Annotated in this window: 14 protein-coding genes; all 14 read right to left on the bottom strand. The window is 37.6% G+C overall.

The window, feature by feature from the left end:
- Positions 1 to 31: 31 nt before the first annotated feature.
- Positions 32 to 2,446, bottom strand: coding sequence for a defense against restriction DarA-related protein (locus CRO21_RS17530; RefSeq protein ID WP_171293995.1), 2,415 nt, complete (start codon positions 2,444 to 2,446; stop codon positions 32 to 34).
- Positions 2,447 to 2,526: 80 nt separating this feature from the next.
- Entirely contained in the window at positions 2,527 to 3,759 is a 1,233-nt protein-coding gene (locus CRO21_RS06405; protein ID WP_097078487.1) for a glycosyltransferase family 2 protein, read from the bottom strand.
- Between the two features lie 11 nt (positions 3,760 to 3,770).
- Positions 3,771 to 7,541, bottom strand: coding sequence for a leucine-rich repeat protein (locus tag CRO21_RS06400; protein ID WP_097078486.1), 3,771 nt, complete (start codon positions 7,539 to 7,541; stop codon positions 3,771 to 3,773).
- A 71-nt stretch (positions 7,542 to 7,612) separates the two neighbouring features.
- Positions 7,613 to 8,242, bottom strand: coding sequence for a hypothetical protein (locus tag CRO21_RS06395; protein ID WP_097078485.1), 630 nt, complete (start codon positions 8,240 to 8,242; stop codon positions 7,613 to 7,615).
- Positions 8,242 to 9,855: a hypothetical protein gene (locus tag CRO21_RS06390; protein ID WP_228150378.1), complete on the bottom strand. Its 1,614-nt coding sequence runs from the start codon at positions 9,853 to 9,855 to the stop codon at positions 8,242 to 8,244. Before CRO21_RS06390 ends, CRO21_RS06395 begins: the two co-directional genes overlap by 1 nt.
- A 76-nt stretch (positions 9,856 to 9,931) precedes the next feature.
- Positions 9,932 to 10,417 carry a hypothetical protein gene (locus CRO21_RS06385; RefSeq protein WP_228150377.1) on the bottom strand — a complete coding sequence of 162 codons (486 nt, stop codon included), beginning with the start codon at positions 10,415 to 10,417 and terminating at the stop codon, positions 9,932 to 9,934.
- 32 nt (positions 10,418 to 10,449) lie between these two features.
- Positions 10,450 to 10,725 carry a hypothetical protein gene (locus CRO21_RS06380; protein WP_097078483.1) on the bottom strand — a complete coding sequence of 92 codons (276 nt, stop codon included), beginning with the start codon at positions 10,723 to 10,725 and terminating at the stop codon, positions 10,450 to 10,452.
- A 78-nt stretch (positions 10,726 to 10,803) separates the two neighbouring features.
- Positions 10,804 to 11,679 carry a hypothetical protein gene (locus tag CRO21_RS06375; protein ID WP_228150376.1) on the bottom strand — a complete coding sequence of 292 codons (876 nt, stop codon included), beginning with the start codon at positions 11,677 to 11,679 and terminating at the stop codon, positions 10,804 to 10,806.
- Positions 11,680 to 11,696: 17 nt separating this feature from the next.
- Positions 11,697 to 12,146, bottom strand: coding sequence for a hypothetical protein (locus tag CRO21_RS06370; RefSeq protein ID WP_228150375.1), 450 nt, complete (start codon positions 12,144 to 12,146; stop codon positions 11,697 to 11,699).
- A gap of 18 nt (positions 12,147 to 12,164) precedes the next feature.
- Positions 12,165 to 12,821 carry a hypothetical protein gene (locus CRO21_RS06365; protein WP_097078480.1) on the bottom strand — a complete coding sequence of 219 codons (657 nt, stop codon included), beginning with the start codon at positions 12,819 to 12,821 and terminating at the stop codon, positions 12,165 to 12,167.
- Between the two features lie 74 nt (positions 12,822 to 12,895).
- Positions 12,896 to 14,935 (bottom strand): hypothetical protein, encoded by a 2,040-nt coding sequence (locus tag CRO21_RS17660; RefSeq protein WP_228150374.1) that lies wholly within the window; start codon positions 14,933 to 14,935, stop codon positions 12,896 to 12,898.
- Complete coding sequence (locus CRO21_RS06355; protein WP_097078479.1) at positions 14,923 to 16,377, bottom strand: hypothetical protein; 1,455 nt, start codon at positions 16,375 to 16,377, stop codon at positions 14,923 to 14,925. Before CRO21_RS06355 ends, CRO21_RS17660 begins: the two co-directional genes overlap by 13 nt.
- On the bottom strand, positions 16,361 to 16,795 hold the full coding sequence (locus tag CRO21_RS06350; protein WP_322853230.1) for a hypothetical protein: 435 nt from the start codon (positions 16,793 to 16,795) through the stop codon (positions 16,361 to 16,363). Before CRO21_RS06350 ends, CRO21_RS06355 begins: the two co-directional genes overlap by 17 nt.
- A gap of 256 nt (positions 16,796 to 17,051) precedes the next feature.
- On the bottom strand, positions 17,052 to 17,576 hold the full coding sequence (locus CRO21_RS06340) for a hypothetical protein (RefSeq protein ID WP_097078476.1): 525 nt from the start codon (positions 17,574 to 17,576) through the stop codon (positions 17,052 to 17,054).
- Positions 17,577 to 17,808: the final 232 nt, after the last annotated feature.

The raw sequence follows: 17,808 nt of genomic DNA, 5'->3' as shown, positions 1-17,808 counted from the left end.
AAATTGGCTGAATTAACAAAGGTTCCAATTTCTATAATTTAGCAACTTCTCCTTGTTCTATCATTTGTTCCAGATTAATACTGTCAAACCCATGTTGAATCTGATATTGCTGGTATAAAGCCAATGTAGCTGGAATTAATTGCTGATGTCCTGGTTCTACTTTTGCTTCATTAATTGCCTCTTGAACTGTATCAACCGACAAGGTTTTTTGTCCAGTAATGATTGCATTAAATACTGGGTTTGGTTCTGGTTCAGATGCGGGCTGGTCCTCTAAATTTTCCTCGTCTTCAAACTCATCCTCAATATCATCTTCGCCTTCAATGAAAAGGTTTAGGACGTATTTCTGTTTTGACGCTGCATCAAACTCGTTGACTAAATTTTCGTCTTGTGATTTAATTTTATCAAAGGCAGATGTTTCCCCTGAATAGTTATCAGGGCTAGAGCATCTGCTTTTTTCATATAATATCGAATCAAATACTTCCTCTACCGATTTGGGCACAATAATGTCATAGTGCAGCAAACCACCATCATCTTTTTCTATGACAACCCTAATATCAATATTTTTATCATCAATCTTCACGGTATTGGTTAGGTGATAGTATCCTTTAACTCTAGGTTTCTTATCTAATTTCTGATTATCTTGCCATCCGTTCGCAGGTAGTTTTGCTGTCTTGATGATGTCTGAAATTGCTGCAACTAATTGCAATTTACGAGGATCGCCACTGAAAGCCATAAACTCTTTAATACCACGTTTACGGATTTCGATTTTAGCACTTTTACCCTCTGTAGAATCCAAAGCAGGACATTCTACCCATTGGCCAAGCAATTTCTCAAACTCTGCCTTGGCAGTTGCACGTAATTCCTTTTTACCCTCTGGCGTATCTGGAAATTCACCTAACTCTTTACCAGTGAGGACTACTGCTTCAGGTTCAGGTTCAGGTTCAGGTTCAGGTTCAGGTTCAGGTTCAGGTTCAGGTTCAGGTTCAGGTTCAGGTTCAGGTTCAGGTTCAAACATATCACCAGTTAAATCAGCAATACGATCCTCCTCATTACTTAAACTCAATTGACCATCATTTGGTCTAAGCACGACTATACGATTATTTGATGTTTTAATTTCAAACACCAGAGTTTGATCATCAAGATCATATTTCACACTTGCAAAAACACCTTGAACATTTTTACCCAAGCTATGCCCAGTTGTAAGTCCCATCGTCACATCTTTACTTAGCCAACGATTGTATTTTTTAAAATCTGCATGTAAATCAGCTGGAATTTTAGAAAGATCAGTAGTTTCATTACTGGCAAAAGGATCCTGAACCGCAGACATAGTTGTATCAGCTGCTGTGTTCTGCGCTACAACTTGATCAAGCTGAGACTTTAAACTTTCGATTTCGGCATCCAAATCAGCTTTAGTTCTTTCTTTTTCACCTATACGAGCTTGAGCATCTGCCAATAATTGTTGATTCTGGGCTTTTTTAGCTTGAGTCCGCTGGAACCGAGCACTATTTTTATTAACCAACCGCATGATTCGGCCAGCAAGAATCGGTAATGCAATTCCTTCGCCTTGATTGGGTTGAATTGCTCCAGTTATATCTCGGTTATTGAGCATGATTTTCCATGAAATCAATGTATCCTTGGGAGCAAGTTTTGTGGGTGTACTATCCGGATTATGATATACAACCGTCAAACTTTGACCATCTGCCATGTTGTAACTAACCGCCACATTCACGACATTTTTGCGCTTAAAGGGTTTGGAAATCTCAACATTGGCAATAGACACACCACCTGTAGATGCTGTATTCATGGCTTTGTGCAGCAGACTAGTGAATTTATCTAAATGTTGGTAATCTACGATCAGGGCATCAAATTCCTGATACTCACCATCTAAATGTTCCAATAATGAAGGTAGGCCATCGAAGTCTGTCAGTAACCCATTATCATCATCGTGCACGGTCATATCGAACATTAAGTTCGCAAGACTTCCTGAGTGAGAACGAAGCTGTAGTCCATCCCATTGTGGTATTGTCCCGGTAAGAACATCCTGTAATCTTTCTAATTGCCAGCTCATCAATGGCCGATTCCCTTGATGATATCCTGGATGATCCAAATGCCGTTTTAATCCATTTTCATTACTAACCACAATATCCGTGGCTATGCCATCAAACATACGCCCGAAATAGAGTTGCGCTATGTTCTGCGCTTCTTCTACATCAACAACTCCAAGCACAGCACAGGAATCAAAATATGCTTTGTCTTTATTGAAATTCACGATATGCCAAAGATCATTTTCTGTAGCATCTTCAGTGACTATTGCAGACAAATGACGGTAGTCCCCTGCAATATATCCAATTGAACAGGATCCACTATTTACCAGTGAGTCAAATCTAGCCACATTAAAGCTGGTATGTGGTGAATATTTTTGAACGAAATGTTTTGTATTTTTCACAGCTAAATAGCCTCAAAGTATTACTTGAAACTATTGTTACAGTGATTTAAATATGAATATGAGTTTGGTTCCAAGTGTTATTATGGCATGTAACCGCTATCAGATCTGGTTAAACGATATATAAAACGAATGACCAGTACAACAACGCTAACCTGTAAAATAAGCGCTGGTATCGTGATAACGCTTGCAAAAACCAACATGAGAAGTAGAACCAGAACACAATATGCTACTGGTAGCGATTTTGATTTACTCTTCTCGGCAATGTGTTGCTTCTTCCATAAATCATCAGTCTTTCTCTCAATGATTCTAAATAAAGAAACTAACTTAACACACAGAATATGAAAAGTATAAAACTCAAAAAAGCATGTACTCAACAACATATTCTTCCAACGGTTTTCAATATCAGGTGCTTTATAAATAGCTTTATAATCAATTGAAGTTATGATTGTAATTAGCCATAACCAAATATAATTAAAATTAACAAAACACATTGATAATAGAATAAACCGCATCCATAGATCAAAAACAGAAGACACAGTTCGAAGATAAGGTAAGTATAAGAACTTCTCTATTTTATTTTCAAACAGAATCCGTAATATACCTTCCTCCCATTTACGTCGTTGAGACCATAGTCCCATTAATGTAAACATCCCTCCTGCAGCTGCCCTTGTATCACTAGACACGGCACAGCGATAACCACGCTTCCATAAACGCACAGTTAACTCCATATCTTCAACAACAGAGTCATGTGACCATACACCATAAGAGAGTTTAATCTCTTTTAAGATCTCATTTCTGAATAAAGAAAATTGACCTCCTAAAGTATGGGTATGACATCCTCGACGAAGTAACTCAAGTGTTGTAGATGCAAACTCTAACATTTGCATTCTCTCAAGTAGATTGCTGTGTTGGACAGTATATCGTGGCATGATTCCGGCAACATTAGGATCTGATTTTAATTGGGCTAGTAATTTCTCAATAAAATCTTCTTCCTCTAAAATCGTATCTGCATCTAACGTTGCAACATATTCATAATCGTTAACCATATTCCAACCATAGTTTAAGGCTCCTGCTTTTTTATGTTTGTTGTCAATAGTTTCAACAACTGTAACATTAAAAGCCTTTGCTATCTCAACTGTTCGGTCAGAACAATTATCAGCAACCACCACAACTAAACCCGGCTTTACTGTTTGTTTTGATATTGATTGCAATGTTTTTGGTAAATCATTTTCTTCATTATGTGCCGGGATAATGAGAGCCAGTTCATGAAGAATATGATCATTTTCAAGATCAGTATTTAAATTAGTAGTCATGATTATTCCCACTAATTCAATTCAACATTAACTGTGACTTCTTTAGATTTATTGCTGACAATATCACGAATGTAAATATCAACAATATCACCCTCAATTAATATTGGGGTATCTTCGCCTTCCTCTACCTCAGTTTGAGTTAGATCAATGATAAAACTGCCGTCTTCAGATACTAGTGCACTACCTATTATTGCCCCTTCTCTTTCTATGTAGGCTGTATCACCATAAGTTGCCGTACCTTCAATGATTGTAGCGGTCAGTGTTGTGAATACAGGCGAATCAGGTAATACATTTTCAGGGGTCTCAATGGAAGATGGCCATCCACTAAAGACCGAAGTATCCAACGAAACATAGCCTGACAATGAAATACTCGCTGTCTCAAGGAAACTCATACCAGCGAAAGCACCTGAACCAATTCTCTCTACACTAGAAGGTATATCTAAATTCCGAATTCTTATGGCAGCAGCAAATGCGCTACTACCGATATTTAATAGATTATTACCCAAGAATTTAACTTTCTTGATTTCACCATGCCCAGCAAATGCAGCAGGCATAATAGTAACAATTGTGCTATTGATGATGAGGTTATCTATCAAAATAGAGTTACCAGCCAGATAGCCTGCTGGAATAACCCCATTTTCAAAACTAACTCTGATAATTTTATTCTCTATCATATCCAGATATTGAATATCCCAACCCTCTAAATCAGTAGGAATATTAAACTCAGGAACCTGTGGAATCATATTCCAGTTATCAGGGTCAGTTTCTTGATATTGAATCATATGTGGAACAAATCTGTTCCACTGATCGTCTTGGTAATATTGCTTTATGTCAGTAACATAAATTAAAACATTCGGTTTAATTGAGATGGAAGCAACATCAATGGTCATTAGAGTTGGCTTCACTCCATCTCTTAGAAATAGAGTATCTAATGTACTAGGTGCTAAACTATACATTGTGCTATAAATCTCACCTACTGAAGTATAAGCACCCCAATAGAATTTCTCTAGGCTGCGAGGTAAAACAACTGTTTCAAGTGCAGAAGCCTCAAAAGAAGCTGAAAATTCTTTTAATGAATCAGGGAAAATAACTTGCCGAATACCCAGTTTATTAGGGCCTTGATCAGGCCCAGCAGCAAGGAAAGCTGCCTCGATTATCTCGACCCCTTTATCAAAAGTTAACTCAGTCATTCCAGTATTATTCTGAAAAGCACCTGATTTAATCACTTTAACGTTCGCAGGAATATGCCATTTGGACACATTTTGTATTCCTGCGAACGTTGTTGGTTCAATTGTTTCCCAACCTTCACCCAAATCAAATTCAGTAATCCCATACATATTACAAAATGCATGACTGGCAACACGTTTAACATCAGCAATAATCTTTACTTTAGAACCGACAGGTGGATTACTACTGACGAAAGCACTATTTTCAATTTCAAGCTGAGTACCATCAATTACGATTTCAATAGGCTGCCCATCATTATTTTCTTTATAAAAGTTACAAGTTACAAAAGCAGCTTCATCAATTTTTCGAGTTGATTTTGGAATATTAAAATTTCCGTCAGGTTGGTAAATATATGCAGTGTTAAATGCACCTTTACCGATATATTCTAATCGATTACTAAACTCTAATCCGTTACGGAAATTTTGAACAATAAAAGCACCGTCTTTGATTTCAACGGTATCTAATATTGTTTTACTAAAACTTCTCCAGACATAAGATTGATTTTCAATCGTTTCCGCAGATATTATTATATCTAATTTATCACTAGACAAATTTCCGCCATTGAACATTGCAATACATCTTTCTGGTAAGGTAGGTGCCGATATAGAAAGAGAATCTCCCATGTAGTAAGTACCTAGAAATGCTGCGTTTCCAATAGATTCATTTACCTTAAGTCTAGTATTCCCCATTGAAGCGGTTATGAATGCCCCACTACCAACCGTATCCACCTCCCAATCAATTCCTTTAAATACACCACCATAAATAAATGCACCGTTTCCAATACTGATTAATTTGTCTTTTTTATCTGGATTATTAGGGTTTAAGTTTATTTCATAAAAGCTAGAGTTTACACAGCCACCATCACCAATGTAATCTACATTTAGTTCTACGGTTCCCCAGCATTTTGCACTATTTCCTGACCAACCTCTTGCATCTAGATTAGGGTAATCCACCATACGAGTTATTAGACTTTCAATACCACCGTTTTCAATCCCTTTGGCTGTTATTGTCGCCGTATCGGAACGGGTCATTAATATACCGCCAGGTTCAATTACTCCTTCCGCTTCAATAACCAGGCTTTCTAATCCTCTTAGATAATTTACAGTTCCTCCTTTGATAGAACCTTTTGTTTTAATTCGTAAATGTTTTAAGCTGTTGTGAGCTTTCGGTAAGGCATTACCACTTAGATCATCTACGTTAATATCAAATATCGAATTAACAACCCAACCATTACCACTGGCGAATTGCGCACCGTCTACAACATTTGCATGACCAATTACGAAACTTTCTAAATAATTATGAGCAGCTCCAAAAGCATCATGTTCAATACGGTCTACTTGCAGAATTACGATTGACTTAAAATTACCAGCGGCAAAACAGCTTACATCTAAAATTAATTTTTCATTCCCAATAATTTTTAAGTTACCGATCGGACTATAAGGGAATGCACTAACACCAATATATTCAACACTCGAAGGAATTGTTAAATCAAAGTAATTAAAAGTTCTAATCCATTGTTCTGTAACAGGATCATACTCTTGATTAGTAGTTGATACTTTTTCCCAATTTTCATTAAGTTTAGATACACCAGCAAAAGCCCCTCCCAGAATTGAAAACTGTGTATCGGAGATAATAATCTTTGTTTGCCCTTCAATTACTCGCAGTCCTTCATCAATAGATATTGATCCAATCCCTGTAGCTGAAAAAGAGTCCGACTTAAGAGTATCCACGCTAGATTTAATTTTAAGATTCATAATTTTAGAACCAGAAAAAGCTCTAATTCCAACAATAGTTTTAATTAGTGAATCTTTACCAATCGAGAGATTTTCAATCGTAGAGCCACCAAAAGCACCCTCATCGATCATTAAGGTATTTGTAATTGTAACGTTGATTGCAGTTACTGCCCCAAATGCGCTTTTACCTAGAGTATTAACATTATCTACTGATATATCTATTACGCCATCCATGTTCACGAATGCATATTCGTCTACCATGCCACCACTTAATAACGTAACGGTGCCAACATTCTGCCAATTAGCGAATGCCCATTCACCAATGTGGCGAACACTTTTATTAATAATTAGATCTTTTCGATCATCAATTATTGGGAAAGACATCTCCCATAGGTATTGCTCTAATTCATCTTCCGTAAGTTCAGCTTGTTCTTCTGCACTTAGCTCAACAACAGTCGCCTTACGACCACGGTATGCATTCGCAGGGATATTCCCTGCATGATATATCCGTATAACTTCCCCTGTTGAGATAAGTGTATATTGCACATCCCACAAATCAGAAATCCGTAACACCTGCACACTAGGCACTCCGGTATCAAGCATAGACTGGACAGCGATATAATCTTTATTAGTCGGGTCATAGCCTAGTTCGGCCTTGATATTGCTATTTGTAATAGTCATCGGCTTATCGATACGACCACGGCGGAATTGACCGACAATCAATGGTGCACCCAAGCCGGTCACGCTATTTGTTTCAGTTCGATCCTGTAAGCCTGACCACTGAATTCCTGCCGCTTCACCTAATACTTTTGTCCGGATCATAAAAAATGCCTAAATTGTTCATAGACATATTATTTAAGATTTAATAATTGTGTTTTTAGCTGGGTTCCATTTTATAAATTGACTAGCATAGGAAACATTTTGGTAAATGTGACAGGTACGACTAACACACCATTTAAGTTTGTTGCATCAAATGGCACACTCGCGGCTTGTAGTGCGACGATATAAGCTTGTTCAATTGCTCTGAAATTATAATCATTTCTATCAAAACTATATATTTGCACTCTCATCAAATAATCTTTTGGTGGGAATTGGGTGCCATCATCATTAAATGTACAGTTTTTTATTAACCGAAAGCTTTCTGAAATATCACCATTTTTAGTTTCAATAAAAGATATTTGCACCTCATTTGAAGCATTACCCGTTATATGATTTAGGTTAAATGCACCAACCTTAATACTGTCTGTATCTGCATCAATTAAAGACGCTTCAACGTTTTGGGCTAAAAATGGTATTTTGTAAGTAGAATTATCAAAAAGGGCCAAATCTAAATTTGCAATCTTACCATCATTAAATAACGGCGAAAATTCCACCCCAAAATGTGCTGTTGATATTGTACCAAGTGCATATATAGCATTGTAAAGCGCATAAGCATCTTTGGCAGTCCTTCCTACCCATGGACCTGGATTTTCATCTGTAGCTGTAACTACAATTGTTTCTAATGTGCCTTGATTGGAAGCCATCAAATACCTTCCTCTTCTTCAATATTTTGATCATCAGTCGGAAGATCATCTGAATTATTACTACCAGCGAGTTGTTCCTGTTCTCTCTGCTGTACTAAATCTTTTGCCAATTTAATAGCTTCATCGTAATCCATGCCACCGTCACGCTCTAAAAGACGAGTGATCGTTTCTTCACTTAGGCCCAAGTCTTTTAATGATGCAATTGCTTGAGCTTTAAGCATCAAATTATTCATTCGCTGCTGTTGATTTGTAATTGCTTCGGTCATTGCCGCAGATTGATCACTGTAATATTCAATCTTCCATGGATAATCGTTAGTTTCATTGAACTCTTCATTGTAAGCATATCCCCAGTCCAAAGCTAAAATCTGATTTACAAAATCCATAGTTGCCTGACGTTGCATCATCGAACGGCGCATAATTTGTGCTGATGTATGAAATGCAGAACCATCACCTAAACCACCAGCCAGCATATCTGCCCAGCCTACCATGGATGGATCAAGGCCAAGTCCACCCATCAGCAGGCGAATATTAATCATTAAAGTTTCAGTATTGATCGGTGATGTACGTTGTCCCTTTAAATCACCCAATGTATTTAAAATTTGTTTCTCATTATTTGTAGGTAGAAAATGATATTTTGTATTCCAGATTGAATCGCCACCCTCTAATGCATCACGCACGAACTTCTCATGGTCACGCATCATGGTATTAAGGCCATTTTTATATGCATCACGTTGTGCCGGTGGCATTGCAGACATATTAACCGACAAAAAAACCTGATTCACAGCATCTGCGATCTGCTGACTGTTCATTGTCGATAATGCCAATATAATATTATCGTAAAATGGTTCTACATCAGCACAATATGAGCCGCCTACTGGCGCTGGTACAATAGGTGCTTCATTAATATTATCAACTTGTAATGTCTTGATATTAAAAAAACTATCTGATGCATGGTATTGTGGCACATGAGAAATTCGAGGCATTTTCAAACGAAGCATCTGGATCATATTTAATTTTGAGACAACTTTTTGCCAATTTTTATAATCTAATGCCTGGTACGCTACAGTTTTATTGACCTGTTCATAGGCTTGAATAAGTGGTGGATAGGTGAATTCATTAGCCATTAGATCAACAATACCCATGCCTTTGGTACCGTAAACTCGTGTGTAACCATCGCCAAATCCTATTGCATCCCGGCATATTTTAACAATATGTTTGTTAATCAGCTTTTCCATGGGCTTTATACGTTTTTCTAATTTTTCCAATTGAGCTTTATTGATTGTGCCCCCACCTCCCCGTAAACGTTGGGCCGGTGTGATAAAAACCTGTTGACTGGTCGTTGCATCACCACCTAAAGCAGCTGTAACGTGGATCCCCATTGCTTCCGAAATAGGTGCAAATCTAAGCATTTTCTCCCATTTGCTATAGATCTCCATGCGAGTGCGTTTTTTATTGTCTTTAGTTTCAAAAGTTCCAAGCGAAAATGGATTTAGTGAATCTTGAATACGAGCCATAGATTCTTGACTTGCATTACTTAATTCATTTTGTTGAAGGTTGGACATGCCGCTTGAATCAGCACCCAGTAAAATCGCTAAAATATCCTGCGCTGCCATAAAAAAAGCCAAAAAACCAATTAATGGTTATTTTGGCTTAGACTTATTGTACAATTTTTGAGTTGTTCCAATACGATTAATTAGACTTATTGGGTTTATTGGTATCACCAGATCCTCGCTCTACACCACTATGATCATGGCTTACAGTTGAAACACCATCTGCGACCATATCAACAGTTGCCGTAATAGTTCCAATAGTGGTCTGATTACCAGTGTGGGTAATATCTCCATCAATAATGACATGGCCTGTTAAATAGATTTCAGGTGCCGCAATTGCCACCTTGGCAGTCGCTAAAAGTTCAATATTTTTCTGCCGTATCCGTCGAATATCAGTGGTGTTTCCCGAACCATGGCTACTGTAAAATGCTATAACTGGTCGGGCTTCGTCACCACCCTCAAAGAAAACATAAACATCATTTTGCAAAACAATTTGCCGTTCCGTATCTCGATCATCATCACCAACCGGATACGCAAAAGTTGCCGTCAAACCCTCACTAGCACCATCAGTTAAACCAAAGATATGCACTTTCGCTGTACGGTTTGATGCATCATAGCTGAGCATTTTTGCTCGTCTAAAAAGGGATTGCAACATAACTAATTGTGGTTTCCAATCCGTAACACCTGCACACTAGGCACTCCGGTATCAAGCATAGATTGCACGGCGATATAGTCTTTGTTGGTCGGGTCATAGCCTAGCTCGGCCTTAATATTGCCGTTTGTAATTGTTATTGGCTTATCGATACGACCACGGCGGAATTGACCGACAATTAATGGTGCACCTAAGCCTGTCACGCTATTTGTTTCAGTCCGATCCTGTAAGCCTGACCACTGAATTCCTGCCGCTTCACCTAATACTTTTGTCCGGATCATGTTCTAACTACCAAAAAATGATTTATTAATCCTATTTTGATTGATTTGTTATATACCTTTTATTGAGAGTTCCATTAATTAAAGTGATGCAATCCAAAATTTACTGGCCATAGCGGATGCTCCACCAAGTGAACCGGTATTAATCAGATGTGCAGCTGTAACTATCACATAATTTTTACTATCAATATTGATTAAATCTCCGGCATTGAGATCAGTCATTAATGGTCGCATTATTGTACCTCGCTGAATCAATACCTTATTTAAATTTTTCAGCTGACGGCTACTCAATCTCGCCCTTTGAATGATCTTTTGATCAGATGTTGTATCTTCTCCAAGTACAGTGCTGCCATCATCATCTACCGAAACATATGATGCTTTTTCAATATTTGCCAATCGATCACTATGGATCCAAGTAACTGCACTTGGATCAATTTTTTGTTTAGCCTCTTGTTTAAACAGTGCATCAATCTTTAATGCACAAATTTTTTTATTCTGGTACCCAATGACTGCTGCTTCTTGTTGCATATATAAGGCAATTCGTTGAGTAGGTAGGGATCCTTTGAGGCAAATAAATTCAGGCAGAGGCAAATCAGATCCAAGTCCAATTTTTGCACCACATGCCCGGTATGCTGAATTAAAAGAAGTTTGCTCTAATATAACCGCATTGTTTGCTGCTTGAATTAGCCGATTGCAACCTACAGGAATTGCAACACAGGCAATGCCACCAATCCGACGGCCATTTTTGACCAATTGTGTCTTTAGTGGAGCAACTTTGATGATATTCAGCATTACACCAAAATCACCAATGCTCAACTGAGCATCCAAAACCAATGCAGCGGATAACTGTTCAGTGTCCTGTACCGTAAATTCTAGACTTACTGGCACAGGCACAAGATCAGTGCGTAACGTAGCATTTAATAGATCAGATGCTGAAATCGTTAAATTTTCATTCAACAATGTAATCTGCATCTTTACTCACTCATAGTTTTATAAGAAAAAGGCGGTTCAACAAATGCTTCCAGTTGCATAGTCTTACGTGCCTCCAAATAAATTTGATTGGCTTCACTGACAGATAGACCAAAACCATCACCACCAAGCGACCGAGATCCTTCGACCAATCGTGATTGAACCAGATCACAATGCGCACGTAATACAGGATCAATTACTGCCCACTCGTAAGCTTCTAGAGTGATATTTTTATCAAAGGGAATGATCATCGTGGCGTTACGCTGGGCTTCCAGTACTGCCCAAGCGGAATAATATTGCGCCTCCATAAGCGCAATATTGATTACATCATCAATTAGTAGAGAATACCCGGCACCGGATAATTCATCATGCAACTGAGTTGCTAAAGTTTCAATCGTACCCGCATCTACTCTGAGGTAAACCGGGCGCGCTGTATTTTCATCGTCTGGCTGCAAATTAAAAGTCATATTGAGCTACCCAAATAATGAACCTAATGTATTGGCTGCATTAGCAATTTGACCGACAGATGATAAAGCAGCCTGAGTTGCTCTGATTGTTGATTGAACAGTATTTGAGAAACTTGTGGCAGCAGCAGTTTTTTGCCCCACAGACACAGTACCATTACTTCCAATATCAGCATATAGTCCAAAATAGTTATAATCACAAGGACAAGATATAGTCATAACTTGCGAGCGGCTTTCGGAATCAAATTCACCTGGTTCAAACCGCAAAGCTAAATTATGAAGACTATATGCACGAGTATAGCTGTCCATACGACCATCATAATAGGTGGCTTGTTCAATGATCCCGCCAAGTGTATTTACTACATATTCAGCAAGTTCCTGTTCATAGCCTGACTCAGTTGCGATAATCTGAATATTACCGGTATATTTTGTATTGGGCACACCGGCAACAATACCAGTAAGTCCACCAGCATACTGCACCTCTGCTGGATCACCATTGCTGACAATTGGACGCATTGATGATTTGATGTGATATCGCATCAATGAAATACTACTATCTTCAAAAACCAACATTCCTTGTGAAGCGAGTAAAGGCGCACCTATCGCTTGAATAGACTCATAATCTTGGCGTAGTTGAGACAATAAAACTGGATTGGTCTGACGCATTGTTCTGAACTCATAATTATTTCATAGTGCTAGTTTGCAATATGCTTTAGAGGTACATTGCGCAAGGTTCCAATCTAAAAAACTATACTTTCCTCAGAAACGGCCAATTTCTCTTTTGTAGAAGTGTAGGCACTAATCCGATAAAAATAGCGTTGATCATGTTGTAATACAAAATCATCTGCATAATTCAACTGATCAGTGGTTAATTTCAAAATCGGATATGGAGAAAGCTGATAGGTACGATCAGTAAGTACATTCAATAAAGCTTGTGACCAGATCAATGCCAGATCATTATTTTCATATATTTCATCATATGCAGCGGCTTGTTGAATAAAAGATTGACTCGCCTCATCCGAAAGATTATTAAGCAGATAATCCTCTACAAAAGTTGTCACCTCCTCATTACTGACCGTAATTTGTCGATACGCATCAGGATCGGAGACATAATCAGGATTATCAATACAATTTAAATTGATAGTTAGTGTCTTTTCAGTGCCATCAATTTTACTCAAATAAGTCACCAACACTTCACAACTTGCATCCGTGATACCACAACTATGAGAAGCTGACTGAAATTCACCGTAATCATCGCTTTCAGCACTATTGGCCAAAAGTTCATTTTCATAATAGTTTTGAGCAGCTTCGTTAAAATCACGATAACTATAAATTACGTCTTCATATTGATACAAATATGCAAAATGATTTGGATTGTCTATCCTAACTACATCAATAGTTATGGTTTTTATTGTTGTATTATCTGATTTACTCAAATAGTGAATTGTTACTTCACAGTTTTTATCCAGGATATTACAGCTATGAGAAATTGAATCAAAATAACCATAGTCATCTTCATCCGTAGCATTTGCCTGAATAATCTGCGAATAATATGTCGCTGCTGCATTATCAAAACTTTGGAAGCTATAAGCTTTGCCATCAATTACATATGAACTTTCATAGTAATCTGGGTTAAGTTCTGAATAATAGGCATTCCCCGTATTAGAAATAGACCAAGCATTATTCGATAAGATATTACTAAGAGCATTTAACCCCTTAAAGTTCACTAGATCGTAGGCTTTGGCTGATTGCCAACGATTGATAATAATCGAAACTATATCAACAAGGGCAATTGATGTATTTGCACCGGTGCTGTAGTTGTAGAGTGTGGCATGAATTGATTTGTTTAACGCTACTGTAGCACTTATAAATAGCATACCTTCATCATTCATCACTTGATTTAAAGAAAAGATGAATCCACTATTTTTTGCTAATAAATCTGGTGTGAAATTCTGATAAAGATCAATAAAATATTGTTGATATTCTGATACTGTAAAGGATTTTTCAGCGATAGAATTCAAGCTTAGATTCAACAAGCTTTCTTCACAACGATAGATGTGAAATCCTGTCACAACATCATCACTTTGCCAACTACAGATAATTTTCTCGTCAATTTTTTGCAAATTCAGTAAATAAGGTGGTGCAAAGCCGCTATAGCGATCATATTCAACGCCAATTCTGACAAAGTTGTAGGTTTTTGCTACACAGGCGACACCAATTTGAGATTCACCCAAATCTTTATTAAGAGCTTTGGCAATCACTTTAAGCACAATATTTGCCGGCACAAGTTTTCTGACAGCTGGAGATAGCTCTACAATTTCAGATAAATCAACATTTTCACCAATTTCAAGGTTAATTCGACTTGTTAGGAAATGATGATTTTGCTTAATTTCTGATAAAAAACGTGGATAATTTTCTATTTGGTCCGTTTTATGCCAAAGCCTTTTTATAGTCCAATTATTTGCCCAAAGCATTTTTAAGACAAATTCTAAAAAATTAAGACCGCGCTCACTGCCAAGACTTTGCCATGTTGCAAAAATAACCTGCATAATCTTGTCTGATGAATCTGAACGCCTTAATACAACCAGACCATCTTGTTTAGTGAAACGTTCAACAACTCGGGCACTACCAATATGTGGACAGCCATAATCAACCAAATCCTGAAAATCAGCATGGATTTCATTTGCCATTACAGCAATAAATGCTGAGACCAAATCAGTTTCAAGTCCATCTTGAGCAAAAGATTGCTGGATGGGTTGAGTAAAACTTACAATATCCATGAAGTTCCTATGCTGTCTGCTGTTCGTTCAAGATTAATATTGATACTTTCAGCACTCATATATAACCACTGATGTGGTAATACACTGTCTGAAGAAGCGATAAGTGAAAAATCACTGATACGATCTTGAAATGCGGAAATATTGTTCCGTAATAACGTGGAAATTTCTTGTTTATTGAAGCCATTCACCAGCCAGCGGCTTGCAGATAATGTCGTGCGACCATACTTTTCTACCAAAAGCGCCTTAATCTGTGCTGTAACACTATCAATATCATGTACTGCTGCTAATTGACCGGAAATTGTCAGTGCATATTTCTTTTCTTCGACTGTTTCAGTAATCACCCGATCCTGATACAAATTATCAGCATGGCCTATTAGTTGGCTGATCTCGGCTATGATACTGCTCTGTTCATCTTGATTTTGCGCGACAACAGCAACATGTAAATGATTGATATCTTGATAAGTTGCACCATAATATCGGTCCTGTAAATTTTCATTCCAAACACTAATAAAATGACAACGAGACATGAATTTCTTACGCACTAAATAATCAAAATTTCCTAAATACACAGCATTTTCATCATAAAGTGAGGGATAACTCGACAAAACACGTAATTGATTGATATTGAGGGGATCTGACCCAGCACGAATAACACCACCTGAAATAAACTTTATTGTCAGTTTTTGTTCAGCATTATTATTTATATCTACCAAAGATGCATCTTTAAGTCTTGATGTATCGACATATCCATAAGTTTCTGTAATTCCAAAAGTAAATACTTCACCAATTTTGGCAGTACGGCCAGCACGTTCACTATCTCCAAATTGAACAAATAATCGTCTTAGACTATCTGTAACAATATTTACGGCATAATCATCAATATCAACATTCATCCAACGTGGCTGTAATGCATATTGATTTGGGGTAGGTGTATCATCATCAAATATAGAAAGCACACACAATGACATATCATCTTGTAATTGAATCTCTGCCTGATGAAACACTTCAGTCATTGGAACCGTATAACTCACTTCTCGATATGTACTTTGCTCTGCAATAACGGTGGCACTATCTCCAGCAGCAATTGTTACCGATTGCAGTAACCGCCAAGGCCGCCCCCCACTGTTATCTTCAATTTCCCTACCTTGTGATAAAGAAACACTATTGTTTCCATTATTGTTGATCAGCATCTGATGTTGACATGCGGTAGCCGTTGGTAAAATATTTTTGTTGCTCGCATCGGCAATGATTGAACGATCACGAGTTTTAATGAACGGTTCAAGTGTAGCAATATCAATTTCACGTGACATTAGGGACAAATATGCTGCCATTGAGCGTATTTGCTGGATAACAATAGGATCACCAGCATTATAACGTTGCAGAATATCCGAATCAGATAACTGGGCAACCAGTTTCGTTTCAAACTCAGCTTGCGTTAGCATCGTATGTTTCCCCTTGTTCACTCAATAACTGATTTTGAACATTGTTTAAATTAATTGTGATTGTTCCAACGCTCAGAACAATAATGCGTTTTTCAAATCCTTCAGCAGTGCTATACAATGCCAATTGACTACTATCTAACCCTGCTAAAATTGGAATATCTGTTTTCATCTTTGCAATAAACTCATCCGCTACCGTCGAGTTTAAAGGTCGTAACAACAAACCATTCAAATCTGCACCATAACTTGATCCAAAATAGCCATTGGGTGGTGTAAATAACCAGTGCTCGATCATGGCAATAACATCACTGGTTACAATCATGGATAGAATCTCATTTTGGCAGCGTGCAGTAGTCGGTACCCTATCGCAATGTAAATAAACCAGATGCAAAACAGAAAATATAGAATCACCAGAGTCCATGCACTGACCCCATATCCCCCAAGATCAATAATGACCTGCATAAGTCGCCAAGCTGAAATCAAGATAAGTAAAGTTACAAATGCTAAAACCCATGCCAAAAGCACCATAATTTTTTTTAAAACGATAGGTAAAAAGGGATGCGAATTTAATGTATGAATCATGGTTTTATGCTTGTTAGCCCAATAACCAGATAAAAATGCCAGCAATGTCACGAATCCAACCAATATTACATCTAGGATAAGAACCATAATCGCTCCTAAGCTGAAAGTAATTTTGCTTGTTCGATTTGTTCAAGCAATTGATCTCTAACTGTTGTGCTATCTGCAATCTGTTGATCAAGTGAATTTTCTTGTTCAGTTACCTCTTTAAGTAAACTTGTGAGCGATTTAGAGGGACTTGATGTACTTGGAATTTTTACCTTTTCTTTGGTCCGTGAAATCTCAAATTTCTTTTGGCCGTTACGGATTAGTTTGGCTACACCATTTACACCATTATCAAAAGTCATTTTAAGATCATTGGAAAAATCCCCAGACAAGACGATTGATTTACCATTCAATTCTGCTTTGAAAACGTCCGCACCAGCCCGAATGAATAATTTTAAGGCTTGGCCACCGGCAAAAATAAATTCTACCGGTACTGCACTTACACCAGATACCCGCTTGACTTTTTCTAAGTTGATAATTGGGATTTCCTGACCAGTCGTAGATGCAAGTGCATTTTTAATTTTTTGAATATATGGATCTGTTACAGCCAATGTCGCTAAATTAAGTTGAGTTGCCATCACACAAATACCAATTGATTTCAATCTAGTTATTTTGGCTGATAGAAAATAGTGAAATTTTTATAGGTTCCAGAAATAAAAATGCCACCCTAAGGTGGCCAAGTCATAGTTTAAAATATTTCCCTTGTAACAAATAAGGAAACTGTGGCTGTAAATCTATTTCCGGTTGTGTAATCTCTCTATCATAAATAGGTTTCTCTCACTAGACAAAGTAAATACGTAAACAAACCTT

The organism is Acinetobacter puyangensis, from assembly GCF_900096995.1.
Classification (GTDB): domain Bacteria; phylum Pseudomonadota; class Gammaproteobacteria; order Pseudomonadales; family Moraxellaceae; genus Acinetobacter; species Acinetobacter puyangensis.
This window is presented reverse-complemented; position numbering and strand designations above follow the sequence as displayed.